Annotated in this window: 23 protein-coding genes, 1 tRNA gene and 1 riboswitch; of the genes, 8 read left to right on the top strand and 16 right to left on the bottom strand. The window is 73.8% G+C overall.

The window, feature by feature from the left end; translation table 11 throughout:
• The first annotated feature begins 83 nt into the window (after positions 1–83).
• Entirely contained in the window at positions 84–686 is a 603-nt protein-coding gene (locus ACME2J_RS01800) for a hypothetical protein (protein WP_495543148.1), read from the top strand.
• Positions 687–961: 275 nt separating this feature from the next.
• On the opposite strand, the gene ACME2J_RS01795 is transcribed toward ACME2J_RS01800, so the two are convergent.
• The 5 genes from ACME2J_RS01795 to ACME2J_RS01775 all read right to left on the bottom strand — a co-directional run bounded on the left by ACME2J_RS01795 (position 962) and on the right by ACME2J_RS01775 (position 2,585).
• Positions 962–1,048: transfer RNA gene (locus ACME2J_RS01795), tRNA-Ser, on the bottom strand.
• A gap of 37 nt (positions 1,049–1,085) precedes the next feature.
• The gene (locus tag ACME2J_RS01790; protein WP_495543147.1) at positions 1,086–1,358 is read right to left on the bottom strand and encodes a DUF6812 domain-containing protein; all 273 of its coding nucleotides are present in this window, start codon (positions 1,356–1,358) and stop codon (positions 1,086–1,088) included.
• The gene (locus tag ACME2J_RS01785) at positions 1,358–1,723 is read right to left on the bottom strand and encodes an STAS domain-containing protein (RefSeq protein ID WP_495543146.1); all 366 of its coding nucleotides are present in this window, start codon (positions 1,721–1,723) and stop codon (positions 1,358–1,360) included. Before ACME2J_RS01785 ends, ACME2J_RS01790 begins: the two co-directional genes overlap by 1 nt.
• The gene (locus tag ACME2J_RS01780; protein ID WP_495543145.1) at positions 1,720–2,145 is read right to left on the bottom strand and encodes a hypothetical protein; all 426 of its coding nucleotides are present in this window, start codon (positions 2,143–2,145) and stop codon (positions 1,720–1,722) included. Before ACME2J_RS01780 ends, ACME2J_RS01785 begins: the two co-directional genes overlap by 4 nt.
• Positions 2,142–2,585, bottom strand: coding sequence for an ATP-binding protein (locus tag ACME2J_RS01775; RefSeq protein WP_495543144.1), 444 nt, complete (start codon positions 2,583–2,585; stop codon positions 2,142–2,144). Before ACME2J_RS01775 ends, ACME2J_RS01780 begins: the two co-directional genes overlap by 4 nt.
• A 299-nt stretch (positions 2,586–2,884) precedes the next feature.
• Between ACME2J_RS01775 and ACME2J_RS01770 the strand changes: the two genes are divergently transcribed.
• Both ACME2J_RS01770 and ACME2J_RS01765 read left to right on the top strand, forming a co-directional pair.
• On the top strand, positions 2,885–3,679 hold the full coding sequence (locus tag ACME2J_RS01770) for a SigB/SigF/SigG family RNA polymerase sigma factor (RefSeq protein WP_495543143.1): 795 nt from the start codon (positions 2,885–2,887) through the stop codon (positions 3,677–3,679).
• 209 nt (positions 3,680–3,888) lie between these two features.
• A complete protein-coding gene (locus tag ACME2J_RS01765; RefSeq protein ID WP_495543142.1) occupies positions 3,889–4,044 on the top strand; it encodes a hypothetical protein in 156 nt (51 codons plus the stop codon).
• Between the two features lie 45 nt (positions 4,045–4,089).
• Here the strand turns inward: ACME2J_RS01765 and ACME2J_RS01760 are convergent, their stop codons facing one another.
• Together ACME2J_RS01760 and ACME2J_RS01755 are read right to left on the bottom strand one after the other, a co-directional pair.
• Entirely contained in the window at positions 4,090–5,223 is a 1,134-nt protein-coding gene (locus ACME2J_RS01760) for a MerR family transcriptional regulator (RefSeq protein ID WP_495543141.1), read from the bottom strand.
• A gap of 10 nt (positions 5,224–5,233) precedes the next feature.
• Positions 5,234–8,002, bottom strand: coding sequence for a PAS domain S-box protein (locus ACME2J_RS01755; protein WP_495543140.1), 2,769 nt, complete (start codon positions 8,000–8,002; stop codon positions 5,234–5,236).
• A gap of 125 nt (positions 8,003–8,127) precedes the next feature.
• Here ACME2J_RS01755 and ACME2J_RS01750 point away from each other — a divergent pair, with 125 nt between their 5' ends.
• The gene (locus ACME2J_RS01750; RefSeq protein ID WP_495543139.1) at positions 8,128–8,958 is read left to right on the top strand and encodes a serine protease; all 831 of its coding nucleotides are present in this window, start codon (positions 8,128–8,130) and stop codon (positions 8,956–8,958) included.
• Positions 8,959–9,010: 52 nt separating this feature from the next.
• On the opposite strand, the gene thiC is transcribed toward ACME2J_RS01750, so the two are convergent.
• The 5 genes from thiC to ACME2J_RS01725 all read right to left on the bottom strand — a co-directional run bounded on the left by thiC (position 9,011) and on the right by ACME2J_RS01725 (position 14,861).
• Positions 9,011–10,378, bottom strand: coding sequence for a phosphomethylpyrimidine synthase ThiC (gene thiC / locus ACME2J_RS01745; RefSeq protein ID WP_495543221.1), 1,368 nt, complete (start codon positions 10,376–10,378; stop codon positions 9,011–9,013).
• A riboswitch (TPP riboswitch) is annotated at positions 10,368–10,478 on the bottom strand. (Overlaps the previous gene by 11 nt.)
• A gap of 65 nt (positions 10,479–10,543) precedes the next feature.
• Positions 10,544–11,197, bottom strand: a complete 654-nt coding sequence (locus ACME2J_RS01740) for a hypothetical protein (protein WP_495543138.1) — start codon at positions 11,195–11,197, stop codon at positions 10,544–10,546.
• Positions 11,194–12,849 (bottom strand): hypothetical protein, encoded by a 1,656-nt coding sequence (locus tag ACME2J_RS01735; RefSeq protein WP_495543137.1) that lies wholly within the window; start codon positions 12,847–12,849, stop codon positions 11,194–11,196. Before ACME2J_RS01735 ends, ACME2J_RS01740 begins: the two co-directional genes overlap by 4 nt.
• 180 nt (positions 12,850–13,029) lie before the next feature.
• The gene (locus ACME2J_RS01730; RefSeq protein ID WP_495543136.1) at positions 13,030–14,172 is read right to left on the bottom strand and encodes an acyl-CoA dehydrogenase family protein; all 1,143 of its coding nucleotides are present in this window, start codon (positions 14,170–14,172) and stop codon (positions 13,030–13,032) included.
• On the bottom strand, positions 14,163–14,861 hold the full coding sequence (locus ACME2J_RS01725) for a TetR/AcrR family transcriptional regulator (RefSeq protein WP_495543135.1): 699 nt from the start codon (positions 14,859–14,861) through the stop codon (positions 14,163–14,165). The genes ACME2J_RS01730 and ACME2J_RS01725 overlap by 10 nt, the downstream gene beginning before the upstream one ends.
• A gap of 123 nt (positions 14,862–14,984) precedes the next feature.
• Between ACME2J_RS01725 and ACME2J_RS01720 the strand changes: the two genes are divergently transcribed.
• Positions 14,985–15,266 (top strand): hypothetical protein, encoded by a 282-nt coding sequence (locus ACME2J_RS01720; protein ID WP_495543134.1) that lies wholly within the window; start codon positions 14,985–14,987, stop codon positions 15,264–15,266.
• Here the strand turns inward: ACME2J_RS01720 and ACME2J_RS01715 are convergent, their stop codons facing one another.
• Positions 15,267–15,509 carry a hypothetical protein gene (locus tag ACME2J_RS01715; protein WP_495543133.1) on the bottom strand — a complete coding sequence of 81 codons (243 nt, stop codon included), beginning with the start codon at positions 15,507–15,509 and terminating at the stop codon, positions 15,267–15,269.
• A gap of 1,650 nt (positions 15,510–17,159) precedes the next feature.
• On the opposite strand from ACME2J_RS01715, the gene ACME2J_RS01710 reads away from it, so the two are divergent.
• Entirely contained in the window at positions 17,160–17,603 is a 444-nt protein-coding gene (locus ACME2J_RS01710) for an SRPBCC family protein (RefSeq protein WP_495543132.1), read from the top strand.
• A 4-nt stretch (positions 17,604–17,607) separates the two neighbouring features.
• Here ACME2J_RS01710 and heR read toward each other — a convergent pair whose 3' ends face one another.
• Both heR and ACME2J_RS01700 read right to left on the bottom strand, forming a co-directional pair.
• Positions 17,608–18,414 (bottom strand): heliorhodopsin HeR, encoded by an 807-nt coding sequence (gene heR / locus ACME2J_RS01705; RefSeq protein WP_495543131.1) that lies wholly within the window; start codon positions 18,412–18,414, stop codon positions 17,608–17,610.
• Positions 18,415–18,494: 80 nt separating this feature from the next.
• Entirely contained in the window at positions 18,495–19,691 is a 1,197-nt protein-coding gene (locus tag ACME2J_RS01700; RefSeq protein ID WP_495543130.1) for a DUF5938 domain-containing protein, read from the bottom strand.
• A 210-nt stretch (positions 19,692–19,901) separates the two neighbouring features.
• Here ACME2J_RS01700 and ACME2J_RS01695 point away from each other — a divergent pair, with 210 nt between their 5' ends.
• Together ACME2J_RS01695 and lnt are read left to right on the top strand one after the other, a co-directional pair.
• The gene (locus tag ACME2J_RS01695; RefSeq protein WP_495543129.1) at positions 19,902–20,780 is read left to right on the top strand and encodes a 3-hydroxybutyryl-CoA dehydrogenase; all 879 of its coding nucleotides are present in this window, start codon (positions 19,902–19,904) and stop codon (positions 20,778–20,780) included.
• A 53-nt stretch (positions 20,781–20,833) separates the two neighbouring features.
• Positions 20,834–22,486, top strand: coding sequence for an apolipoprotein N-acyltransferase (lnt, locus tag ACME2J_RS01690; RefSeq protein ID WP_495543128.1), 1,653 nt, complete (start codon positions 20,834–20,836; stop codon positions 22,484–22,486).
• On the opposite strand, the gene ACME2J_RS01685 is transcribed toward lnt, so the two are convergent.
• Positions 22,461–25,205, bottom strand: a complete 2,745-nt coding sequence (locus ACME2J_RS01685) for a bifunctional diguanylate cyclase/phosphodiesterase (RefSeq protein ID WP_495543127.1) — start codon at positions 25,203–25,205, stop codon at positions 22,461–22,463. The two genes, lnt and ACME2J_RS01685, sit on opposite strands and share 26 nt — an antisense overlap.
• Positions 25,206–25,302: the final 97 nt, after the last annotated feature.

Below are 25,302 nucleotides of genomic sequence, written 5' to 3'. Positions count from 1 at the left end.
TCCGGTTCGGCGGGGGAGGATCCTCAAGGCGAGCGCGGGGCCGGCCGATGGAGACCGTGACTCGTTCCCCGCAGGAGGTCCCGATGTCCGCGAGCAGCGTCCACGTCCCGGCCGGCCACGAGATCCACCGCCGTCGCGTCGCGTACCTCGTCGTCCCGCGCGAGCTCGCGCACCTGCGTGGCCCGCTCACGCGCTTCTTCGCGCAGCACGACTCCGTCGAGGTCGTCCTCGACCGCCGGCGCACGGACGGCGAGCGCCGGCGCCGCCGGGATGCGCTCCCCGGCGGCGTCGAGCGCCGCGCCGAGGACCGCCGCTCGGTGCTGCGCGGCATCCCCGTCGGCGCGACGGACCTCGAGCTGCCGCTGCGCGCCCGGCGGCACGCCGACCGGCTGCGGCTCGTCACGCGGGACGTCCCCGTCCACACGCGTGACGAGAGGGTCGACGACCGCGGGTTCGCCGAGGGGGTCCTCCACGGCGACGACCGCGCGGCGGACGAGCTGCGCCTGCGCCATCACGAGCACGTCCACGCGTGCGTCGAGATGCTCGCCGGCCGGCGGCACGCCGACGACCTCACCGACGCCGTCTTCGAGGCGGCGACCGCGGACCTCGCGATGCACCCGGACGAGCGCTACGCCGAGCTCCTCGGCGTCTGGACGGGACGCGTGGTCTTCGGTCGCTGCACCTGAGCTTCGGACGCTGAGACGCTTCCGATCCGTGGACCGTCGCGGCGCCGGGCCGGCGCCGCGACGGCTCACGCGCGAGCGAAGCATCGTCGTGATCCCGAGCAGGGAGGTCCCGATGCATCGCCGTCCGCAGATCCCGCGGCGCCGGCGGCCGGTGGCGCCGCGACCGCGCGTCACCCGTCCGGTCCCGCTCCGGCTGCCGCCGAAGCGCGGCGGTCGCTGAGCGATCTCAGGCCCACACGCCCGCCCGCGGAGGGCGGGCGTGCATGCCTGTCGAGCGGAGAGGGAGGGATTCGAACCCTCGGTACGCTTTCACGCACACACGATTTCCAGTCGTGCCCGTTCGACCGCTCCGGCACCTCTCCGTGGTTCCCGCGGTCGGGACCGGGAAGGGTAGCGGCCTCACTCCCCGAGCGACGCGAGCGACGTGTCCGCATCGTCGCCCGGGATCGCGAAGACGATGTGGTGACGGCTCACCGACACGACGGCGTGCGAGGTGACCGCTCCGCCGCTGAGCGGCTCGACGGTCGCGCCCGTGAGCGTGACGAAATCGCGCTCGGACGCGTTGAGGACGTCCGACGTGCGGCTCCTGTAGCCCTCGGCCGAGAGCGTGATCGTCCCCGAGATCCGATGGCTCGGGGTGATGAGGACGACCTCCTCGCGACGGTGCTGCATCAGCCGGCTCTGAGCGCCTCGAGCGCCTCGTCCCGCGAGGAGACGATGGTGAAGACCTCGTCGAGTCCGGTGATGGAGAAGGTCTTCGCGGTCGTCGGCTCGGTGTTGACGACCGCGACGTCGCCGCCCTCGGGACGCACGCGCTTCACGAGGCCGATGAGCACGCCGAGGGCCGTCGAGTCGAGGAAGCGGGTCGCGCTGAGGTCGACGATGAGACGGCGCGCTCCCCCGTCGACCGCCTTCTGGGCGGCGGCCTTCAGCTCGGGCGCCGTGAAGAGGTCGACCTCGCCCTGGACGGCGACGATCGCGATGCCGTCGTCCCCCTCTTCGACGTCGACCTGGAAGTCGAACGCGTTCGTGCTCACGATGCGGTCCCTCCTCTGGTCTCGTCGCCCACGGCGACGACCAGGTACTCGTTGCCACGACCGCTCGCGCGGACGCCGATGCGCCCGGCGAGCCTGTGAAGGACGTTACCGGCCTCGCCCGTGGACGCGCCGGAGATGAGGCGCTCGGCGCCTCCCGGTCGCAGCGGACCCACGCGGACGTGGAGGACGCCCGGCTCGGCGTCGAGCCGCAGCGCGAGCCGGCCGTCGACCGCCTCGAAGCCGGCGGCCGCGGACAGGGCGTCGGCGACCAGGATCGCGTCGTCGACGCGGTCGAGCGGGAGATCGGCGCGCGCGGCGTAGGCGCCGACCGCGCGCGCGAGGACGGTGGGGAGGAGGGGGCCGAGGGCCACGTCGAGGCGCGCGCCGTCGAGGCGCCGCGCCGCGAGGGCGTCGCCGCTCACGCGGCCACCGAGCCGTCCGAGGGCGAGCTGCTCTCGCGGTCGTCGAGGTCGAAGGTCATGTGGACCTCGGTCGAGCCGTCCTCGCCCGTCCCGAGCTCGAGGGCCGTGCTGAGCGCGGCGATGAGCGGCAGGCCGACGCCGAGCCCCGGCGAGTCGGGCCTCGGCTTCATCCCGCGGCCGTGATCGCGCACGAGGATCTCGAGCGTCCGGTCGTCGCCGACGCTGACCGCGATCTCCAGGGTGCCGTCGTGAGGAGCGTCGGCGTAGGCGTGGACGACGACGTTCGCGCACGCCTCGCTCACCGCGAGCCGGATGTCGTGGAGGACGTCGGGCGGGATCTCGATCGCGTCCGCGACGCCGCCGAGCAGATGGCGGATGACGGCGACGTTCTCCGCCCGCGCGGGCAGCGCGAGATGGAAGTCGCTGGTGTCGCTCGTCATGACCGCAGGGGAGTGGTCCGTCACGTCGGGGGTGTCATCGATCTGAGACACACGCGGCCTCTGATGCGTTCCCGCGCCCCTTGCCCCCGAAACGTGACGACCGGATCGTAATGCGGTCATCTTGCCTGCGGCGAGCGGCGACGCGACATGACCGGAGGTGTCCACCCCTGTTCAGGAGACAGACACTCGATCTGTGCGTCTTGCCCGCCTTTGACCGCCTTGCTGTTCCCTCACGGCCCGCGAAGGTGCTCCCACCGGAAACCGATCGGCGTCTCATGCGACCGAGGAGGGACCATCCAGTGACGAACGTACCGAGCCCCGTCAGCACGTCCGACCCGGCCGAGGCCGAGGCCGAGCTGCTGCGCCGCTACCACCACGACGGTGACCGTCGCGCGCGTGAGGAGCTCGTGGAGCGCATGGTCCCGCTGGTCCGGCACATCGCGCGCCGGTACGCCGATCGCGGGGAGCCGCTCGACGACCTGGTCCAGGTCGGTTGCGTCGGCCTCATCAACGCGATCGATCGCTTCGACCCGGAGCGCGGCGTCCGGCTCTCGACCTTCGCCGCTCCGACGATCGCCGGCGAGATCAAGCGGCACTTCCGCGACCGCGCCTGGAGCGTGCGGGTCCCCCGCGACCTCCAGGAGCTGAGCGCGAAGCTCACGAAGGCCACCGAGCGTCTCGCGGGCGAGAACGGCCGCGCCCCGAGCGTCGCCGAGCTCGCCGTCGCGGTCGAGCGCAGCGAGGAGGACGTGCTCGAGGCCCTCCAGGGCGCCCAGAGCTACACCGCCGCCTCCCTCGACGAGCCTCTCGGGGAGGAGCGGACCCCGCTCGACCTCCTCGGCGGAGAGGACGAGGGCTACGAGCAGGCTGACCGGCGTCTCCTCGTCCTCGACGGCCTAGAGGCCCTCGCCGAGCGCGAGCGCGAGATCGTGAAGCTGCGCTTCTGGGACGGTCTCACGCAGCGGGAGATCGCCGATCACGTGGGCGTCTCCCAGATGCACGTGTCGCGGCTGCTCCGGCGCTCCCTCGCGGAGATGCGGGGCGCCCTCGAGTCGCCGGGCTCGCTGCGACGGGCCGCCGGCGAGACCGGCTGACGACTTCCCCCACGCGACGCGGACGCCCTCCCCCCCGACTCCCCAGGCCGACGCGTCGCGCTCTCGGTGACCGGCCACCCCAGGGAAGGGGTGGCCTTCGCCGTTCTCGGGGCGGTGGGATGAGAAGTCCGTGTGAGACCTGCGTCGCTCCCGCCGGCGCCGGGCACCTTCTCCGAGAAGGACCCAATCCACTCAAGGAGGAAACGTCCATGCTCTCTGCGTTGCTCGCCGTTCTCGTCGCCGCGCTCGTCTACGCGCTGTGCCTCGCGCTCGGTCTTCCGAGCATCGTCGCGATCGTCGCGGCGATCCTCGTGCTCGTCGCGGGTGTCCCGACGGGCGTCTACGGCGGCCGCCGCAGCGTCTGACGCAGAGGGGCCGGCCCGCCGCCGTCTCGGCGGGGCAGCCCCGGGTCAGTCGCGCAGCTCCTCGAGGACGCGCTCACGGAGGAGCGTGAACCCGAGCACCGTCGACACGGACTCGAGGACCTCGGCGGGAACCCCGTCGAGGTCCTCGCGCTCGTCGGCGAGGAGGAGGAGCGCCCCCAGGGTCTCGCCGGCGGCGACGACCGGCACGAGATGCACGTGGAGGCCCTCGGGCGCGCCGACGGCGGCCGCCGCGCGGCCGCCGAGCCACGTCCTCTCGCCTGCTCGCAGCGCCGCGGCGAGCTCCTCGTAGGCGGACACGGTCACCATCGCGGGTCCGAGGAGGCCGCGGCTCGAGCGCCCGAGCACGAGCGCTCCCGTCATGTACGGCGCGATGCCGGCGTCGAGCGCGTCGGTGTGGCGGACGAGGCTGTCGGCCGCCGTGCCGAGCGCCTCGGAGCCGGCCAGGTCCCGCGCCGCGCGGACGACCGCACCGGCGGCCTCCGACCAGCGTCGCTGACGCTCGAGCGTCCCGCGGAGGACGAGGCGCTCCTCTTCGGCGCTGGCCAGCTCCCGGCGCGCACGTCGCTCCCGCGCGGTGTCGATCCCGACGAGCGCGACGAGCGGGGGCCTGCCGGCCTCCTGCGGGAGGCGGTAGGCGATCGCGTTCGCGGTCCCCTGCATGCCGGCCATCCAGTCCGGGTGCTCGCACGCGGCTCCGTACGAGTCACCCGAGAAGAGGCTGCGCAGCACCTCGACGCCGTCGTGCTCGGCGTACCACGGGGCGAGCTCGAGGAGGTCGTCGCCGGGGGACGGCGCACCGGGGCGGGCACGGACGACCGCGTTGACCTCCTGCACGACGAGCGGCTCCGGGCCCGACAGGACGACGATGGCGACCGGGGCGTGCTCCGCGAGCGCGGCGCGCGTCGCGTCGCTCACCCCGGTGGGCGCTGCGTCGCGCGCATCGTCGATCGCCGTCGCGACGGGAACGCCGCGCTCGACGGCGCGCCGGACGGCGACCACGCGCGGGGCGTCGTCGACGAGGTAGCGCCGCGCCCCGCTGCCGACCCGGTGGGGCTGCGGGAAGCCGTGCCGCCGCTCCCACGTCCGCAGCCGCTCCCGGGAGACCCCGGTGATCTGGGCGAACTCCGTCGCGCTGAGCGTGCGCCCGGCCTCCGGCACCGTGCGCCTCTCAGCCGGTCGGGCCGGGGACCCGGAGGACGAGGACGGCGACATCGTCCTGGAGCGCTCCTCCCGCGCGCCGGCGGGCGATCGCCTCGACCTCGGCGGCGACCTGCTCCGCGGACGACGCGCCACCGCCGAGGCCGCGCGCGAGCATCCCCGCGAGGGCCGTCGTCGTGATCGGCGCGCTGCGGTCCGCCTCGGTGACGCCGTCGGTCGCGAGGAGGAGGACGTCGCCCGCCCCCAGCTCGATCCTCGCCTCGGGCCACGTCCCCTCCGCGACGACTCCGAGAAGGGGCCCGTGCGCCCCGATCGCCTCGACGCCGCGGTCGGCGCGGATGACGACGGGAGCGGGGTGCCCCGCGCAGGCGATCTGCACCGTCGCCGGCCCGCCCGGCGCCGAAGGGGGGGTGATGTCCGCCTTCACGGCCGTGAGGAAGCGGTCCGGCTTCTCGGCGAGCAGCACGCCGTTGAGGACGGAGAGCCCGCGCGCCGGCGTGCTGCTGCCGGTCGCCGTCACGCCGCGCAGCGTGTACCGCGCGAGCGCGGTGACGGCGGCGGCCTCCGCGCCCTTCCCGCACACGTCGCCGACGGCGACCGACCAGCCCTTCCCGGAGCGGAACACGTCGTAGAAGTCGCCGCCGACGTCGAGGCTCGTGCCGGCGGGGATGTAGCGGGCCGCGACGTCGAGGTGCGGGATCACCGGAAGCTCGGGAGGGAGGAGGCCGGCCTGGAGGGTCTGCGCGACGTGCTCGCGGTCGGCGTAGAGGAGGGCGTTGTCGACCCAGAGCGCGAGCCGCTGCGCGACGTCGGCGAGATGGCGGGCGTCGTCGCCCTCGGGGCGCTCGTCGGGGGCGAGCCAGCCGAGGACGAGGGCCCCGACGTGCCGGCCGCGGGCGACGAGCGGGAGCGCTCGCGTCGACGGCGCGTCCTCCGGGCGCGGAGGGGCGCCGCTGACGCTCGCCTCGCCGAGCCGCAGGAAGCCGCGGCCGTCGCGCTGCACGACGTCGACCGCGACGGCGTCGGCGAGCTCGTCGCGGAGGAGGGCGACGACCTCCGCGAGCGTGTCCTCGAGGTGGAGCGTCCGCTCCAGCACGGACGAGAGCCGCGCGAGGAAGGACGCCCGCCCGTGGGCGGCCTCGAGCGCTCGGCGGGCGCGCTGCTCGGCGGCGAGGAGCCGCTCGCGCTCGAGGTCGGCCCGTCGCCGCTGCGTGATGTCCCGGGCGACGACGATGACGCGCTGCACGCCACGCGGCCCGCGGAGCGGCTTCGCGGCGACCTCGACCGGGACGTGGACGCCCGCCGAGTTGACGACGATCGTCTCGAACCCCGGTTCGACGTCGGGGAGGTCACCGGCCAGGAGTCGATCGCCGCGGATCTGGATGCGCTCGCGCTCGTCCGGCGGGAGGAGGTCGAGGAGCGAAGGGAGGGCGTAGAGCTCGGCGGCGTCGAGGCCGAGGACGGTCAGGGTCGCTTCATTGGCGTAGACCACCCGGCCGTCCTCGACGAGGATGAACGCCTCGCCGACCTCGCTCTGCGCGCGCAGCAGCGTCTCGTAGAGGTCGCGCTGGGCGCGGAGCGCCTCCTCGGCCTCGCGCCGCTCCGTCACGTCGTTGACGGTCGCCCCGATGCCGAACGGCTCCCCGTCGGCGAGCACCACCGGGAAGTAGCTCACGAGATAGTGCCGGGCCTCGCCGGGCGTGCGTCGGGTCGCGCCGGTGAGCTCGACGTCGACGAGCGACTCGCCGGTGTCGCGGACGCGGCGGAGATCCTGCGCGATCTCCTCGCCGAGCTCCGGGACGATCTCCTCGACGCTGCGGCCGATGTGCTCCTCGGCCGGGACGCCGTTGATCTCGGCGAGCGCGGCGTTCACGCGCACGTAGCGGAGGTCGTCGTCGTAGAAGGCGAGCCCCACGGGGGCGTCGCGGTAGACGGCGTCGAGGAGCGCCTCGGTCTCGGCGACGCGGCGCGCCCGCTCCTCGGCCTGCTTGCGCTCGTGGATGTCGACGCAGCCGCCGACGTAGCCCGCGAAGCGGCCGTCCCCGTCGGCGAGCGGGCGGCCGCGATCGAGGAACCACCGGTCGACGCCGTCGTGGCGGCGCATCCGGTACTCGACCTCGAACTCCGACTGGCGCTCGAGCGCCTGCGTGTAGGCGTCGACGACCCGCGCCCGGTCGTCGTCGTGGACGAGGCTGAGCCACCCGTCCGCGAGCTCCTCCTCGTAGCTGCGGCCGGAGAACGCGAGCCAGCTCTCGTTGACGAACGTGCAGCTGCCGTCCGGGGCGGAGACCCAGAGGAGGACGGGCGCGACGTTCGCGAGCCGGCGGAAGCGCTGCTCTGCGTCCTGGACCGCCGCGCGCGCCGCGACCTGGTCGTCGATGAGGCGTGCGACGCCGGCGAGCCGCACCGGCGTGCCTGCCGCATCGGTGAAGCACCGTCCCACGCCGTACATCCAGTGCACGCTGCCGTCCGGCCAGAGAGTGCGGAACTCGACCTCGTAGGACCCGCGGCGCTCGATCGCGTCGCGGATCATCCGGTCGAGGCGGTCGCGATCCTCGGGATGGACGGTCTCGAGGTAGTCCGCGTAGGAGGCCGGAGCGCCCTCGCCGCCGTGGCTCGCCTCGTGGCCGGACGACCAGCGGATCTCGTCCTCGGCGAGATCCCACTCCCACCAGCCCATGTCGGCGGCGCGGAGCGCGAGGGAGAGGTCGTCGCGACGGCGCGCCGCCTCGTCGGCGGCGATCGCTCCAGACGTGGCGGTCGGCGGTCGGTCGGTCACGGATGTCCGGGCAGACGATACGCGACCGCCGGACGGGCGGCCAAGCGAACGCGACCCGCTGTCGCGCTGCGGACGGATGTCGGCTACGGTCTCGCAAGGGACCTCGGCGACGGGAGGCGTGGGCGATGGGCATCTCGAGGAACGTGTGGGTCGCGACGGCGGCAGCAGCCGCGACGGTCGCTCTCGCGCCGGCGGCGGCGGCCGCGCCGCGGTGGGCGCCTGCGGACGAGGCGACGATCCACCCCGGGGTCCGCACGACGACGGACGGCGCGCGCTGCACCGCGAACTTCGTCTTCCACGGAGGCGGAAAGGTCTACATCGGCCAGGCGGCGCACTGCGCCGGCACCGGGGACGCCACGGACGTCGACGGCTGCGAGGCGGAGTCGCTCCCCGTGGGGACGCGGGTCGACATCGCGGGGGCGAGTCGCGCCGGGCGACTCGCGTACAGCTCCTGGCGCGAGATGAAGACGCGCGGGGAGAACGATCCCGACGCGTGCGCCTTCAACGACTTCGCGCTGGTGGAGATCCACCCCGACGACGTCGACGCCGTGAACCCGAGCGTGCCCTTCTGGGGTGGGCCCACGGGCCTCAACGCCTCCGGCACGCGTCCCACGCATCGCGTCTTCAGCTACGGCGACTCGCCGCTGCGTCAGGGCATCGAGCTGCTCAGGCCGAAGGACGGCGGAAGCCTCGGGACCTCGGGCGGCGGCTGGAACCACTCCGTCTACACCCTCACGCCGGGCGTGCCGGGGGATTCGGGCAGCGCGTTCCTCGACCGCTCGGGGCGGGCGCTCGGCGTCCTCTCGACGCTCGCGATCCTCCCGCTGCCGGCGAGCAACGGGGTGAGCGACCTCCGGCGCGCGCTCGCGTACATGCGCGAGGTCGGCGGTCCGGACGTCGAGCTCGCGCAGGGCACCGAGCGGTTCCGGCCGCGAACGGTCCTCGGGATCCTCTGACGAGCCGCCCGCTTCCGGCCGCCGACGGCCGGAAGCGGCTCGGCCGCCGCGCTCACGCAGAGGCGTGCCTCTGCCGTCGCTCGGCGACGGCAGCCCGCAGCGCGTCCCAGTCGACGTCGCGGAAGTTGTGCATCGGGCAGTACTTCGGCCCGCACATCGAGCAGAACTCGGCGGTCTTGAAGTAGTCGTCGGCCAGCGTCGCGTCGTGCATCGCGCGCGCCGTCTCGGGGTCGACGGCCAGCTCGAACTGGCGGTTCCAGTCGAATGCGAAGCGCGCCTCCGACAGCTCGCGGTCCCAGCTCGCGGCGCGGCGGCTCCCGCGTGCCAGGTCGGCGGCGTGCGCAGCGATGCGGTACGCGATCAGACCCTGCTGGACATCCTGCGCGTCCGGCAGCCCGAGGTGCTCCTTCGGCGTGACGTAGCAGAGCATCGAGGTCCCGTGCCAGCCGACGATCGCCGCGCCGATCGCCGAGGTGATGTGGTCGTAGCCCGGCGCGACGTCGGTCACCAGCGGACCGAGGGTGTAGAAGGGCGCCTCGTGGCAGACCTGCTGCTGGCGGCGGACGTTCATCTCGAGCTGATCCATCGGGACGTGCCCCGGGCCCTCGACCATGACCTGGACGTCGCGCGCCCATGCTCGCTGCGTCAGCTCGCCGAGCGTGTCGAGCTCGGCGAACTGCGCCGCGTCGGAGGCGTCAGCGATCGAGCCGGGCCGCAGGCCGTCGCCCAGCGAGAGGGACACGTCGTGGGCGCGGCAGATCTCCAAGACGTCGTCGAAGGCCTCGTACAGCGGGTTCTCGGCGCGGTGATGGACCATCCACCGCGCGAGCAGCCCGCCGCCGCGCGAGACGATCCCGGTGACCCGGTGCTGGCAGAGCGGGAGGTGCTCGAGGCGAAGTCCCGCGTGGATCGTCATGTAGTCGACGCCCTGGCGGGCCTGGTGCTCGATGACCTCCAGCAGCAGCTCGCCGCTGAGGTCCTCAGGGCGGTCGACGCGTTCGAGCGCCTGGTAGATCGGGACGGTGCCGATCGGCACCGTCGAGCGGGCGAGGATCGCCTCACGCGTCTCGTCGATGCCGCGGCCCGTCGACAGGTCCATCACCGTGTCGGCGCCCCAGCGCTCGGACAGCACGAGCTTGGCGACCTCGTCGTCCAGCGACGAGGTCGTGGGTGAGCTCCCGATGTTCGCGTTGATCTTCACGCGCGCCTTCAGCCCGATCGCCATCGGGTCGAGCGCCCGGTGGCGCACGTTCGCGGGGATGATCATCCTCCCCCGCGCCACCTCCTCGCGGATGAGCTCGGCGGTGAGGTGCTCGCGCTCGGCGACGCGCTCCATCTCCGGCGTGACGACGCCGTCGCGCGCGAGGCGCATCTGCGTGCGGCACTCGGCGTCGGCGGCGAACGGCGTGCGGTGCGGCATGTGGACTCCCTTCGCTGGCATGACCCAGATCAGGTTCGGCGGGTCGGCGCAAGGAAGCGCCCTCTCAGCCCCTCGTTCAGGGACCCCCCGGTGTGTGGTCGATGCCGCCGGACGCTACCGATGTCGCACGTGGTGCGCACGCCCCCGGGCCGCGCCCCGGGGCGCTCAGCGCCCGGTGAAGCGGATCGAGCGCAGGATGACGCGTGCCTCGGCGAGGCGCGCGAGCGAGGGCGATGCCTCGCTGAAGAGCGTCGCGACGTACGTCCGCTCGGGGCCCGATGCGGCGATGACGAGCACGCGGATCGGATCGCCGTCGTCGCTGCGCGCGGCGAGCTCGACGGAGCGCACGCGACGGTCGCCGAAGACCCCTGGCCGTTGCGCGACCTCCGTCGCGTCCTCGTAGGAGTCCTCGATCGCCGCGACGGCGTCCCGCCGCAGGTCAGCGGCGTCGACGACCTCCCCGGGAGAGGAGATCGCGAGGCTCACGTCGTCGCCGGGGCTCGTGAGGACGAGGGACCCCTCGCGGGTCTCGCTCGTCCAGGCCCGCGGGCGGAGGAAGCGGATGCCGAGGTCGTTGTCGACCTGGACGGGGGTCCCGCCCGGGGCGACGACGCTGGCGATCGAGTCCCGGATCCGCTGGTCGGCGGACTCGTCGTCGTCGTCGCCGTCGATGACCACCGACGCGATGAGGATGACGCCGACGGCGGCGAGGACGCCGGCGGGGAGGATCCACGCGAGCCGCCGCGCGAGAGGGCGGTCGCGGACGGCGGCGAGACGCTCGCGGAGCGAGCGCCCGCCGCCGCCGGACCTGCGGCTCACGACACGAGGACGCGGCGCCTCAGGACGAGGCCCGAGCCGACGAGCATGAGGCCGCCGAGGACGAGCGTGAGGAGGTCAGCGCCCGTGAACGCGAGCGAACCCGCCCGACCCTCGGAGTCATCGCTCGCCGACGAGCAGTCCGAGTCGTTCGGGAAGTCCGTCCGACCGTCGCCGTCGTTGTCGATGCCGTCGTCGCACTCGGGGGCGCCGCCGGTCGCGCCGGCGCCGGCCGTCCCGCCGGCCCCGTCGGACTCGGAGTCGTCGCTCGCCGACGTGCAGTCCGGGTCGTCGAGGTCGATGCGACCGTCGCCGTCGTTGTCGACGCCGTCGGAGCACTCGGTCTCGCCGGTGCCCTCGCCGCCGGCACCCGCGGTGCCGTCGCCGTCGTCGTCGCCCGCGCCGGAGGTGCCGTCGTCGCCTCCGTCATCGCCGCCGCCGTTCGTGGGCGGCGCCGGGGGCGTCGGCGGGGTCACCGGCGCCGGAGGCGCGGTCGAGAGCGCCTCGGAGTCGGCCGCGACCGTCTCGAGGAGCGACGTCGTGCCCGCGGCGACCGCGAAGACGGCGAGCGCCTCGCGGACGACCGCCGGCGAGCCGGCGATGAAGCCCGAGTCGAAGCGGTTGCAGACGATCGGGAGGAGCACCGGGATGCCGGTCTCCGTGTCCGGCGTGCCGTCCGCGCAGCCGGGGGCCGGGAGCGGCACGCCGGTGCCGGCGAGCCCGATGACGCTCGAGCTCGAGTCGGCGGCCGGGGGCCGGCCGTCGTTGCAGGCGGCGGTCGTGCTGCTCGCCGCGGCGACATCGGCGAGCGGGCCGTTCGCGACGTTCACGTCCGCCACGGTGCTCGTGCCGGACGAGGTCTGGCAGGTGCCGTCGCTCGCGATCGTGCCGGTCGACTCGGCGACGCCGGCCGTGAGGCCGCCCTCGCCACCGATCTGCGCGTTCGCGACCGAGAACCGGTTCGCGCTGCCGTTGGCCGTCGTCGCCGAGTCGGCAGTGACGAGGCTGAGGCAGATGTTGCGCCCGGAGGCGCTGCAGATCGGGTCGAGCAGCGCCGTCTGGAGCGCGTCGAGCGGGCCGTTCCGGGTCTCACCCGGGTTGGTCTCGACCGCGAGGATCTCCTGCCCGAGAAGGGCCGCGATCGTGATGTGGCCGCGGTAGCTGCCGTCGGCCTGCTGCTCGCCGCGCGACTCGCCGACCTTCACGATCTCGTTCGTCGTCGCCCCGCTGGGGTCGTAGGGCTGCGGGCGCTCGTTGGACGGGTTGATCTTGATGTTCGCGACGCCGCCCTGGCCGTGCGGGTTCGTGCCGTTGAGCGCGGGCGTCGTCTGCGGATCCGCGGTCGGGACGCGCGACTCGGCCTTCTCCTTCGTCGTCGCGCCCTTCACGCGCGAGCCGACGTCACCGAGCGCCTTGCCGACGGAGCTCTTGGGTCCGGCGACGCGCCGGAGCGCCTTGCCGACGGTGCTCTTCGGGCCGACGACCTTGTCCGCGGTCTGCTGCAGACCGTCCTGGAGGTCCTGCTCGACCTGGGCGGCGTCGCTCTGGAGGCCGCCACGCGACGTGTCGGGCGCCGCGACGATGAGGGTGATCGCGAGCAGGAAGATCGCGATCCCTGCGACGACGCCTGGTCGGCGTCGGAGTGCGAACGTCATGAGTGCTCCCCTGCGTAGCTGTCAAGTGCGTCCGGGTCCCGGCCGGACGACGAGGCACGCCCGCGAAGAGCGGCGCTCGTCGCGAGTCCCGTACCCGCCGTCTGCGAGCCTAAACGCCGAGGCGCCACGCTGCAGCCCGATTCGTTGCAAAACCCCCGGATCGGGCTGCGCGAGGCCGGATCAGAGGCCGTACGTCGTCGCGACGATCTCGCGCTGGATCTCGCTCGTCCCGCCGTAGATCGTCGACACGAGCGACTGGCGGACGAGACCTTCCATGTCGTACTCCGTGGCGTAGCCGTAGCCGCCCATCATCTGCATGCCCTCGAGCGCGGTCTTCTTCGCCGTCTCCGTCGCCTTGAGCTTCGCCATCGACGCCTCACGGGGGAACATGGCGCCCGGGTTGGCGTCGACCGCCTGCGCGACGTCGTAGACGAGGAGCCGCGTGCACTCGAGCTCGGTCGCGAGGTCCGCGATGCGGTGCTTGAGGGCCTGGAACGAGCCGATCGGGCGACCGAACTGCTCTCGCTCCTTCACGTAGTCGAGGACGTCGTCGAACGCCCGCTGCGCGATCCCGAGAGCGATCGCGCCGATGATGAGCCGCTCGACGTTGAGGCCGGCCATGAGCTGCATCCAGGCGCCGCCCTCGGTGCCGATGAGGTTCTCGGCGGGGACCTTCACGTCGGTGTAGAAGACGTCGTTGACGATCTCGCCGCCCATCGTCTCGATCGGCCGGATCTCGACGCCCTCGGCGGAGGTGGGGACGTTGAGCATCGTGAGGCCCTCGTGCTTCTTGCCGTCCGCCCCGGTGCGGCAGACGAGGAGGACGTTCTCGGCGAGGTGCGCCTCGCTGATCCAGGTCTTCTGGCCGTTGACGACGTAATGGCCGTTCTCGCGGCTCGCGCGGCACTTGAGGTTGCCGACGTCGGAGCCGGCCTCCGGCTCGCTCATCGCGATCGCCTCGACGTTGCCCTTGACGATGCCGCCGAGGATCTCCTGCTTCTGCTCCTCGCTGCCGAAGCGCTCGTAGGCGCCGGCGACGATCATCGTGACGCCGAAGCCGCCGATCGGCGCGAGGCCGCGCGTCGTCTCCTCGAGGAAGAGGCACATGTCGGTGAGCCCGCCGCCCGAGCCGCCGTACTCCTCGGGGATCGCGACGCTGAGCCAGCCGAGCTCGGCCATCTTCGAGTAGATCTCGGCGTTGTGGTGATGGCGGCCGCGGTCGGTGAGCGCGTCGCGCTGCTCGCGCGTCCCGCACTCGCGGGCGCAGAAGTCGCGGATCGCGGCGACGAAGTCCTGCTGCTCGCTCGTGAGCGTCAACGGCATGGCTCGGTGTCCTCCTGCTCGGGGTGGTCGGCCGGCGTCGGTGCCGAGCCGTCGGGACGCCGCTCCTCGAGGAGCGGCACGACTTCCGCGACGATGTGGAGCATCACGCGGGTGACGAGGGTGTGGGTCTGCTCCCGCGTGAGCCGCCCGCGGAGGAGCCACTCGCGGGTCGAAGCCTCGGCGAGGCTGATCGCGCTGCGGATCGACGCGCGCAGCTCGGGGGAATCGGGGTCGAGGCTGTCGCAGCGGGCGGTGACGAGCTGGGTGAAGCGGTCGCCGACCCCCTCACGGGCCTCCTCGAGGACGTCCTCGACGTCGGGATCGCGGCCGAGGCCCTCCGTGCCGAGCGCGGCGAACCACGTGCTGCGGTTGCGGCGCACCATCTCGAGCCAGCCGTCGATCGTCTCGTCGAGGACGTCCTCGACCGAGCGGCTCGCGAGGTCGCCCTCGGGGATCGGCGGGGGCAGCCGCACCATGGTGCGCACCACCTCGAGGTAGAGGTCCCGCTTCGTTCCGAAGTAGTGGTGGAGGAGCCCGCGCGCGACGCCCGCCTCGCGCGCGATCTCCGTGGTCGAGACGGCGCTGTAGTGGCGGTCGCTGAAGAGGCGTCGCGCGCAGGCGAGGATCTGCTCACGACGCTCGTCGTGCTCCAGGCGGGTCCATCGGGGCTCGGAGGCGGCGCTCGACACCGCGCGAGAAGCTAGCAGTCTTGTTGGCACGCTGCCAAGAAGGGTGGGCTGCGCCGCCGCCGGGCGTGACGGCCGCGCGTCCCGGGTAGCCGAGCGGGGAACCCCAGCTCAAGGAGGACGCCCGTGGGCGACCAGATCCGACAGGCAGAGGACCCCGAGCGGCTCGCCGAGCGCCGGCGCGAGGAGCAGCGCCCCGTGGAGGAAGCGGGCGGCGGCGTCGCCGAGGGCTTCGAGCAGGCCGAGGTCGAGCTCGAGGAGCACGCGAGCCACGGCGACCAGCACAACACGACTCCCATCCTCGGTGACGCGCGCGACGAGGAGGAGCAGTCCGACGCCGTCTACGGGGAGCCGGACGGCGAGACGCCCGCGACGGCGGACCGCCGCGAGCGCGCGCCGGAGGACTGACTACGCCGCCGCGAGGACGGCCGGTCGCGGCGCGACCTCGGCCGTCCGGCGGGCGACGTCGAGCCGGACCTCGCACGAGGACCCGTCGTGGAAGGCGACGGTCGCGTGCCAGAGGCGCCGGTCCGCGCCGAGGGGGGAGAGGTCGGCGACGATGCCGCCTCCGGCGGCCGCGAGAGCCGTCTCGGCGAGAACCTCCCGGGACGGGCCGGCCCGGTGCGGGAGCAGGATGAGCGGGGAACGCATGACGCGCATCCTCCTCTCCGATCCTCAACGGCCCGTACGCGTTCCCTCAAGATCTCCTGAGGACGTCGCGGCGCCTCGTCCTGCGGCGGCCGCCGGCCGCCGGGCACTAGCCTCAGTGGGAGATGCCGTCCGTCGCCCGCGCCGTCGCGATCGCCCTCCTCGCCGCGGCCGCGGGGCTCGCGGCGTGCGGCGGCGACGAGCGGGAGCAGGCGGCGGATCGCGTCGTCACGATCGTGCAGGACGACGCCGAGCTCCTCCACCGCTCGCCGGCCCGCATCGCCGCGACGCTCGACGACCTCCGCGACCTCGGCGTCGACTGGGTGCGCATCACCGCGGGCTGGTCGGTCATCGCGCCCGGGTCGGAAGCGGGGCGGAAGCCGGCCTTCGACGCCGCGGATCCCGCCGCCTATCCGGCCGGGGCGTGGGAGCCGCTCGACCGCGTCGCCCGCCTCACGGCCGACCGCGGGATGCGCCTCGCGATCGACATCGCGTTCTGGGCGCCCCGGTGGGGCGTCGCGCGGCCGGGTCCCCGGCCCGACCGCGAGCGCGACCGCGTCGATCCGGAGGCGTTCGCCGACTTCGCCGAGGCCGTCGCCCGCCGCTACGACGGTGCGGCGGCGTTCACCGTCTGGAACGAGCCGAACCACAACGTCTTCCTCATGCCGCAGTGGGAGCGCGACGCGGGCGGGAGCTGGCGGCCCGCGTCCCCCCACGTCTACCGCGCGATGCTCGAAGCCGCGGTCCCGCGCATCGAGCGTGCGGCTCCGCAGGCCCTCGTCCTCATCGGCGCGACCTCGTCGGTCGGGAGTCCCCGAGGCGACGACCGGGGCGACCGGATGGCTCCGATGACCTTCGTGCGCGAGCTCGCGTGCGTCGACGAGCGCCTCGCTCCGCTCGACCGACCGGAGTGCCGCGGGTTCCGCCCGCTGCCCGGGGACGGCTTCTCGCACCACCCGTACTCGCTCGAGCTCCCGCCCTGGGTCCCCGATCCCCGCCGGGAGAACGTGCGGATGGCCGATCTCGACCGGCTCGGCGTGCTCCTCTCCGAGCTGCACGAGCGCGGGCGCACGCGCCGCCGGCTCCCCCTGTACCTCACCGAGTACGGCTACCAGACGAACCCGCCCGATCCGACCTGGGAGGTCTCGGCCGCCGACCAGGCCCGCTGGCTCCCGGAGGCGGAGCGGATCGCCCGCGCGAGGCCCGACGTCCGGGCCGTCGCGCAGTTCCTCGTCCGCGACCTCCCCGAGCGGCCGGGCGACGATCTGCGGACGCGGTGGCGCGACTACCAGTCCGGGCTGAGGTTCGAGGACGGCCGGGCGAAGCCCGCGCACGCCGCCTTCGCCCTCGGGCTCACCGCGCGCCGGGTCCGGGGCGGCGTGCGCTTCGAGGGCCTCGTGCGGCCGGGTGCGGGACCGCGGGCCGCGCGCATCGCGATCCGCGACGGCGCCGGCGGCTGGCGGACGCTCCGCGACGTGCGCACGGCGCCCGACGGCACCTTCGCGCTCACGGTCGACGCCGATCCCGACCGCACCTACCGCCTCGAGGCGGTCGGCCGCGTGGGCCCGCCGCTCCGCGGCGCGCGAGGGACCGCCGAGGCGCCCACCCGGCTCGCCGAGGTGTCCGGCGCGCCGGCGCGTGGCACCGGTCGGCATGGCGAGTTATTCCGCGACCGTCCCCTCCCCCCGACCCGCCGACGAGGTCTTCAGCTACCTCGCGGACTTCCGCACCGTCGCCGAGTGGGATCCCTCGATCACCGAGTCCACGCGGCTCGACGACACCGGTGGGCCGGGGACCATCGGCGTCGGCGCGCGCTACCGCGTCGTCACGGAGATGGCGGGGCGCGAGCTGCCGATGGAGTACCGGACCGTCGAGCTCGAGCGTCCGGAGCGCATCGTGCTGCGCGGCGAGAACGACTCGGCGGTCTCGATCGACACGATCACGATCGCCGAGCGGGCCGACGGCGGCTGCGACGTCACCTACGAGGCGGACGTCGAGCTGAAGGGCGTGAGGAAGGTCGGCGAGCCGGCGATGCGCGTCGCGCTGCACCGCCTCGGCTCGAAGGCCGAGGAGGGCCTGCGCGAGAAGATCGGCTGACGGCTCACGAGCCCGCCAGTGCGCCCCCGTAGACCTGCCACGCCAGCGCGCTCTTCGCCGTCAGGCTGAGGAGGATGTAGGCGCGCTCGGTGTGGAGCGGGTCGGCCCACCGGCCGACGCGGCGGTAGTGGAGCCACATGTTCACCGCGAAGCCGTTGAAGAGGACGAAGAGCGAGACGAAGATCGCGATGACGAACGTCGGCGCGTCCGCCTCGACGTCGGCGACCGCGAGCTGGATCGCGATCGCGATCCACGGGACCGCGCCCGCGTAGCACCCGCGCCGGAACGACCGCCAGTCGACGGCGCGGCTCCCGGGCGGGTTGCGCTCCTCCATGTCCTTCCCGAACCAGATCATCGCGGCGCAGGCGCCGAAGATCGCGACGAGCGCCGGTGCCTCCGTCGTGCCGGCGAGCATCGCGATGAGGACGACCATGAGCGACGCGCTCACCGCGTACTCGTTCCAGCGCGCGGGGTTGCGGCCCTCGCGGAGCCACCCCTCGTAGCGCGTGCGCAGCGGTCCTCCGACGAGGAGGTGATCGATCGCGGCGAGGGCGAGGAAGGCGGCGACCGCGGGCGCGATCGGCAGGTCGAAGAGCTCGGCGGGGCCGCCTCGCTCCCCGGCGCCCGGAGGTCCCTCGAGGTAGGAGACCTCGACCGGGAGGTCGGCGCCCGAGGCGATGACGAGGAGGATCGCCGCCTGCGCGGCGTGCACGAGCCCGACGCCGAGGTTGAGCCGGCGCAGCCGGCGCGAGGCGTCGGCGCCGACGTCGGCGTGCGCGACGGCGGGCGCCGAAGCGGGGACGGACGACATGTCCCGCCTCCTACCCACGGAAACCCGCGTCGAGACTGACGTTCCTCACGCCAGGCGTGAGGAACGTCAGCGGGGTGGGGTCAGACGGCGGCCGTCGCGAACGACGCCGCGCCGTTGAGGCTGCCGTAGCTGGACGCGGGGGCCGAGACCGCCACGGGGCTCACGTGGCCGGTGATCGTCGGGTCGGCGACGAGTCCGAACGCGCGCAGCACGGCGAGGAGCTCCCGGTGGCCGAACGCCTGGCAGCCCGAGGCGAAGCCGACCTTGCGCGGCGTCCCGTGGACGCAGGCGTGGGCGGCGTAGGCCTGGAGGAGGCCCGTCTGCTTGTAGTTGCACGTGCCGTTGATGACGCAGTGGACCCGGCCGGCGGGACCGCTCGCGTACACCGAGTCGAGCGAGATGTTGATCCGCTGGTTCTCGCGCGGCGGCATCCCCGACTGGACCTCGGCGGCGGTCGCCGCGAGGAACTCCTCCTGCTCGTCGGGCGCCATCGTCGCCGCCTTCTCCGCGACCTGGCCCGCCATGTCGACGACGCCCTGCACGAGCGCGCGGTCGAAGAGGCCGCCCAGGGCGCGGACGTTCGCCACGCGCGGGTCGCGCTTGAACCACACCGGATGGGCGGTCCCGCCCCAGTCGAGCGCGATCGCGAGCTCGTGCTGGCCGGGCACGACGACCTCGTGCGGCTCCGGCGTCCACGGCTGGTACTGGTTCTGCTCGAGGTAGTACCGGGGGGAGAGGAGGTTCGCGAAGATCGTCGCGGTCGAGGCCGTCGTCGGGTAGCCCTTCCAGAGGACGAGCATGTCGAGCGTGTCGAGACCCGGGGTCTCGAGCGCGAGGTTCGCGGCGATCTCGCCCGTCGTGTACATCTGGGCGATGCCGGGCGCGAGCAGGAGCCCCTTCTCGGCGAAGCGCTCCCCCCACTGCTCGTCGCAGACGATGTTCCAGTCCTGCTCGCCCGTCGTGTCGGTGTAGTGGCAGCCCGCGTTGAGGCACGCCTCGACCGTCTGCGGGCCGAGCTTCGAGAACGGCCCCACCATGTTGAGGACGATCTTCGCGCCCGTGAAGAGCTCGGTGAGCGCGTCGACGTCGTGCTCGACGGCGGCGACCTCGTAGTCCGCGGTCTCGATGCCCGGGATCTTGCTCATCGCCTCCTCGAGGCGGCCCGCGTCGCGGCCGGCGGCGACGAAGGGCAGGTTGTACTCCCGGAGGTACTCGCAGACGAGTCGTCCGGTGTATCCGCTGGCGCCGTAGACGACGACCGGCTTCGTGGTGGCCAAGGCTCTCTCCTCCCCAAGGGGATCGTGGACGCGATCGACTCTACGAGCGGCCTCTCCGCGGGTGGGCGTGGGTTTCCCACAAAGCCGGAGCGCTGCGATCGGTGCGAGCGCACGGCGGCGGAGGACCCGAGCGTCCGTTCTCCCTGCGATCGTCGGGTCCGCCGGCGCGAAGGGTGGCGCGCGACCACGGAGGCCGCCTACGCTCGATGCATGAGCGCTGTGCGATCGGTCGGTGTCATCGGAGCGGGCTTCATGGGCTCGGGGATCGCGGAGTCCTGTGCTCGCGCGGGACTCGAGGTCGTCCTGCACGAACCCGACGGGGCTCCGCTCGCGCGCTCGCGCGACGCGATCGGGGCGTCGCTCGACAAGGCGGTCTCGCGCGGCAAGCTCGAGGCCGACGCGGCCGCCGGGGTCCTCGACCGCATCTCGTGGGAGTCCGACCTCGACGCGCTCGGGGGGAGCGAGATCGTCGTGGAGGCGATCATCGAGGAGCCGCGCGTGAAGGGGAAGCTCTTCAAGGAGCTCGACGCGCGGCTGCCCGAGGCGCGGTTCCTGGCGTCGAACACCTCGTCGATCCCGATCGCGGAAATCGCCTCGTGGACCGAGCGTCCGGAGCGCGTCCTCGGCCTCCACTTCTTCAGCCCCGTCCCGGTGATGAGCCTCGTCGAGATCGTCGTCGGCTTCGACACGCGCGAGGACCTCGTCGCGCTCGCCGAGGAGGTCGCGAAGGACATCGGGAAGCACCCGATCATCACGAAGGACCGCTCCGGCTTCATCGTGAACTTCCTCCTCGTCCCGTACCTCATGGCGGCGATCCGGATGTACCAGGACGGGTTCGCGACCCGTGAGGACATCGACGAGGGGATGAAGCGCGGCTGCGGTCACCCGATGGGCCCGCTCGCGCTCGCCGACTTCATCGGCCTCGACGTCCTCTACGCGATCGGCGACGCGCTCTTCGAGGAGTTCAAGGCCCCGCAGTACGCGCCCCCGCCGCTGCTCAAGCGCATGGTCGTCTCGGGCCACCACGGCCGCAAGACCGGCCGCGGGTTCTACGAGTACGCGCCGCAGCGCTCGCCCGCCGCGGCCTGACGTCCTCGCGCCGCGACGGCCCGCCGAGAGCGGGGCGGCGCTAACGTCCGGGCGTGAGCATCACCGCGCCCGGTCGCACCGAGGGGCCCGCCTCCCCGTCCGACGCGCCACCGGCGCATCGCCGGTGGGCCGACCGCCTGCGGCCGCTCGCACTGCCCGCCGCGGGCGGCGCGGTCGCCTCGCTCGTGCTCCCGCCCTTCGACGTCGTGCCCGCGCACTTCGTCGGCCTCGCGATGCTCGCGCTGTCGCTGGCGAGCGCGACCTCGGTCCGCGGCGCCGCGGCGCGCGGCCTCGCGTTCGGCTTCGTCGGCGATCTCATCGGCTTCCGCTTCGTCGTCGAGACGGTCGACCGCTTCGGGAACACCGGCCCGGTCGTCGGCGTCCTCGCGCTCGTCGTCCTCGCGCTCTTCCAGGGGCTCGCGTGGGCCGGCTGCGGCGCGCTCGCACACGCGCTCCGCGTGCGCCTCGCCGTGCCTCTGCCGCTCGCGTTCGCCTCCGGCGTCTTCGTCGCGGGCACGGCGCCCGGCGTGTTCGTCTGGACGCCCGCGAGCCTCGTCGCGCCGCTGCGCCCCGAGCTCGTGCAGCTCGCCGACCTCATCGGCGAGCGCGGGGTGTCGTTCGTCTTCGCGCTCGCCGTCGGGCTCGTCGTCCAGGCGGTCCTCGCCGCGCGCGCCGGACGGCCGCGCGGGCGGGATGCCCTGCGCCCGGTCGCCGTCCCCGTGCTCGCCGGGCTCCTCGTCCTCGTCGCCCTCGACGTCTCCGGGCGAGCGCGGATGGACGCGGTGGCCGACCGCGAGAACGCGGGCAGCGTCCGCCTCGCGCTCCTCGACTCGGCCGCGCCGCCGAAGCGCACGCCCGACGAAGCGGAGCAGCGCCGGCGCCTCGACGTGCTCCGCGGCCTGTCGACGCGTGCGGAGGCGATGGGCGCCGACCTCGTCGTCTGGCCCGAGGGGGCCTATCCGATCGCGGTCGACCGCGACGCGCGGCGCATCGACCCGCGCGAGGAGCAGCCCGTCGACGCGGGGACGCGCGTCCCGCGGCTCATCGGGCTGCGGACCGTCGACGAGGATCGCCGCCGCTACAACTCGGCGACGATCGTCTCGCCCGACGGCGTGCTCCAGGACCCGTACGACAAGATCCAGCTCATCTGGGTCGGGGAGACCGTCCCCGGCTCGTCCGTCTTCCCCTTCCTCAACGACGTCTTCGGGCGCACCGGTCTCATGACGGCGGGGGAGGAGCCGACGCCTCTCACCCTCGAGCGCGCGGGTGCCCCGGACGTCCGGCTCGCCACCCTCATCTGCTACGAGGACGTCGGGCCGTCGGTCGCCCGCCGCGCCGCCGAGGACCTCAACCCGCAGCTCCTCGTGAACATCACGAACGACGCGTGGTTCGTCGGCACCGACGCCCCCGAGCTCCAGGCCCGTCTCGCCGTCATGCGCGCCGTCGAGACCCGCACGGGCCTCGTCCGCGCCGTCAACGGCGGGAACAGCGGCTGGGTCGACGCGACCGGGCGGATCCGCGTCCGGCAGGCCGAGCCCGGACCGTCGATCACGATGGCGGAGCCGGTCCTGCGTACGGCGGGCGCCGGGCGCACGCCGTACGTCCGCTTCGGCGACGCGCCGATGTGGATCCTCCTCGGGGTGATCGCGCTCGGGTCGGCGGCGGTGCGCCGCCGGACCGTCAGCGATCGAGCGGCGCGCCGCTGAGGTCGCGCGACGCGCCCGGGCCGGACGCGTCGTCGTCGGCGGCTTCGTCGGCGAGGCGCGCGCGGAGCGCCTCGAGCGGCATCGGGTGCCCGAGGTGGTAGCCCTGGCCGAGGTGCACGCCGAGTGCCCGGATCTGCTCGACCGTCGCCTGCGACCCGACGTGCTCGGCGACCGTGAGGCTCCCTGCCCCGCGGGCGATCTCGACGATCGCCCGGACGATGTCGCGGTCGAGGGCGGCCGTCGTCGCCGACCGCACGAACTCGCCGTCGATCTTGAGGACGTCGAAGGGCAGGTGCTTCAGGTAGTAGAAAGATCCGAACCCCGCCCCGAAGTCGTCGAGCGCGAGGCGCCCGCCGAGCTCGCGCAGCCGCCGGGCGAAGGCCTGGGCCTGGGGGATGTCCCTCACCGCCGCGGTCTCGGTGAGCTCGACGAGGAGATGGCCCGGTGCCGCACCGTCGGCGGTGATGATCCGCTCCATGTCCGTGAGGAACGTCGGGTCCGCGATCGAGTGGGCGGAGACGTTCACGGACATGACGACGTCGCGCTCGTCGCCGTGAAGGGTCGCGAGGTCGAGGACCGCCCGCTCGAGCACCCAGCGGTCGAGCCGCGGGGCGAGCCCGTAGCGCTCGGCGATGGAGAGGAACGCGCTCGGGGCGACGAGGTCGCCGTCGGGCTGGCGGAGACGCACGAGGGCCTCGACGGCCGCGGTGCGCCCGGTGGCGAGGTCGACGATCGGCTGGTAGTGCAGCGTGAGCGAGCCGGTGTCGAGCGCCTCGTGGAGGCGCTGCATCCACGAGAGCCTGGCCTCCGTGCGGGCGGTCTCGTGCGGCCCCGGCGCATAGACGACCGCTCGGTCGCGGCCGGCGTCCTTCGCGTCGTAGAGGGCGAGGTCCGCGCGGACGAGGAGGTCCTCGCCGACGATCTCGTCCCCGCCGGTGACGAGCGCGAGCCCGATGCTCGCGGTGATCGGCCGCGACCGTGACCGGTGGGGGACGACGGTGCCGCGGACGACGTCGAGGAGGTCCTCCGCGACGCCCGCCGCCTCGTCGGCGTCGACCTCGGGCAGCAGCACCGCGAACTCGTCGCCTCCGAGGCGGGCGAGGACGTCCGAGTCGCGCAGCCGGGTCTTCAGCCGGTGGGCGACCTCGATGATGAGGCGGTCGCCGGCGCTGTGGCCGAGGGTGTCGTTCACGGCCTTGAAGTGGTCGAGGTCGAGCATGAGGACGGCGCCGCGGTCGCCGTAGCGAAGGACGCGGGCGGCCTGCCGGTCGAGCTCCTCGCCGAAGGCCCGCCGGTTGAGCAGCCCGGTGAGCGGGTCGTGGTTGGCGAGGTGCTGGAGGCGCTGCTCGTAGGCGCGGCGCTCCGTCACGTCCTGCACCTGGACGAGGAGCGCGGAGACGTCGTCCCCGCGTTCGTGCATCGCGGTGACCGTCGTCGCTGCCCAGCGCACCGTCCCGTCCGAGGTGAGGAGGCGCTGCTCGGCCTCCAGGCTGTGGTCGCCGAGGCCGTGCGCGAGCTGGAGCACGTCCGGCGCGTCCTCGGGGTGGACGACGTCGGAGAGGGGCCGGCCGACGAGGACGTCGCGGGGGTATCCCGTGAGAGCGCCGAGGGCTTCGTTGACGCGCACGACGCGCCCGTCGAGCCCGACGATCGCCATCCCGATCGGCGCCTGCTCGAACGCGGAGACGAACTGGGTCTCGGCGAGCGCGCGGCGGCGCGCCTCGTGCTCGCCGACGGCGACCGCGACCCGCTCCCGTCGCGAGGCGCCGAGGAGGAGGAGCGCGACGAGCATCGTCACCGTCGCGCCGCCCACCCCGATGAGGACGACGCCGGTGACGTCGGGCGACGCCCCGGTGACGGCGATCTCGAGTCGGCGTCCCGCGATCCGGACGCTGCGGATCACGGGGTCGTCGGGCGTCTCGGTGGCGGCGAAGACGTTCGACCCCTCGCGGACCGAGAACTCGACGTCCGGCCCGAGGATGCGCTCGACCTCGGCGACGATCGCCGCGGTCCGGTAGCTGCCGACCATGAAGCCGACGAGCCCCTCGGCGCGCTCGGCGGGGGTGCCCGGCGTCTCCGGCGTCGTGTACACGGGCGTGTAGGCGACGATCCCCCGGCCGCCTCTCCCGACGAGGTCGACGGGCTCGGTGAGCTGGGTCCGACCCATCCACACCGCGCGCGTGAGCGTGGCACGCCGTCGCGGCTCGGCGGCGAGGTCGACCCCGAGCCCTGCCGTCGAGCCGTCGCGGAAGGCGACGAGGACAGGCACGACGTACCGCTCCCGGCGGGGGGCCGGCCGGAGGTCGCCGGTCCGGGCGAGCTCGCGGAAGGTCGCCCCGAGGGCGCCCTCGACGTCGGCGCGCTCGGAGTCGCGGACGACGCGGGCGAACCCCGCGCCGTAGAGCGAGCGCTGGTCGAAGAGGCGCGCGCGGAGGTTGTCCCAGTTCTCGGCGCGGAGGGCCCTCGCGTTCTCCTCGCGCTCCACGCTGAGGATCGCGGCGGCGTCCTCGAGTCGGGTCGTCGTCGTCTCGATCGTCGACCGCATCGCGGCCACGGCCTGCGCCGCGCGCTGCGCGCCGATCTCGTCGGCGTCCTCGATGGCGTGATCGAGACTGAGCCCGGCGACGACGACCGTCGCGACGAGGAGGATCGCGACGACGGAAGCGGTGATGACGCCGCGGACGAACCCGCGTCGTCCGGACTCCTCGGGCCGCCGCATCCGAGAGACGGTACGCCACGGATGAGCGTCGCCGCCCGAACTCGACGGATGTCGGAGCGGCCGGGGCGCTCCGCCGCGAGGCCGAGCAGGCCGGCGG

The organism is Paraconexibacter sp. (genome assembly GCF_059438195.1).
Note: the sequence above shows the minus strand (reverse complement) of the source record. Positions and strands in the feature narration are given on the sequence as shown.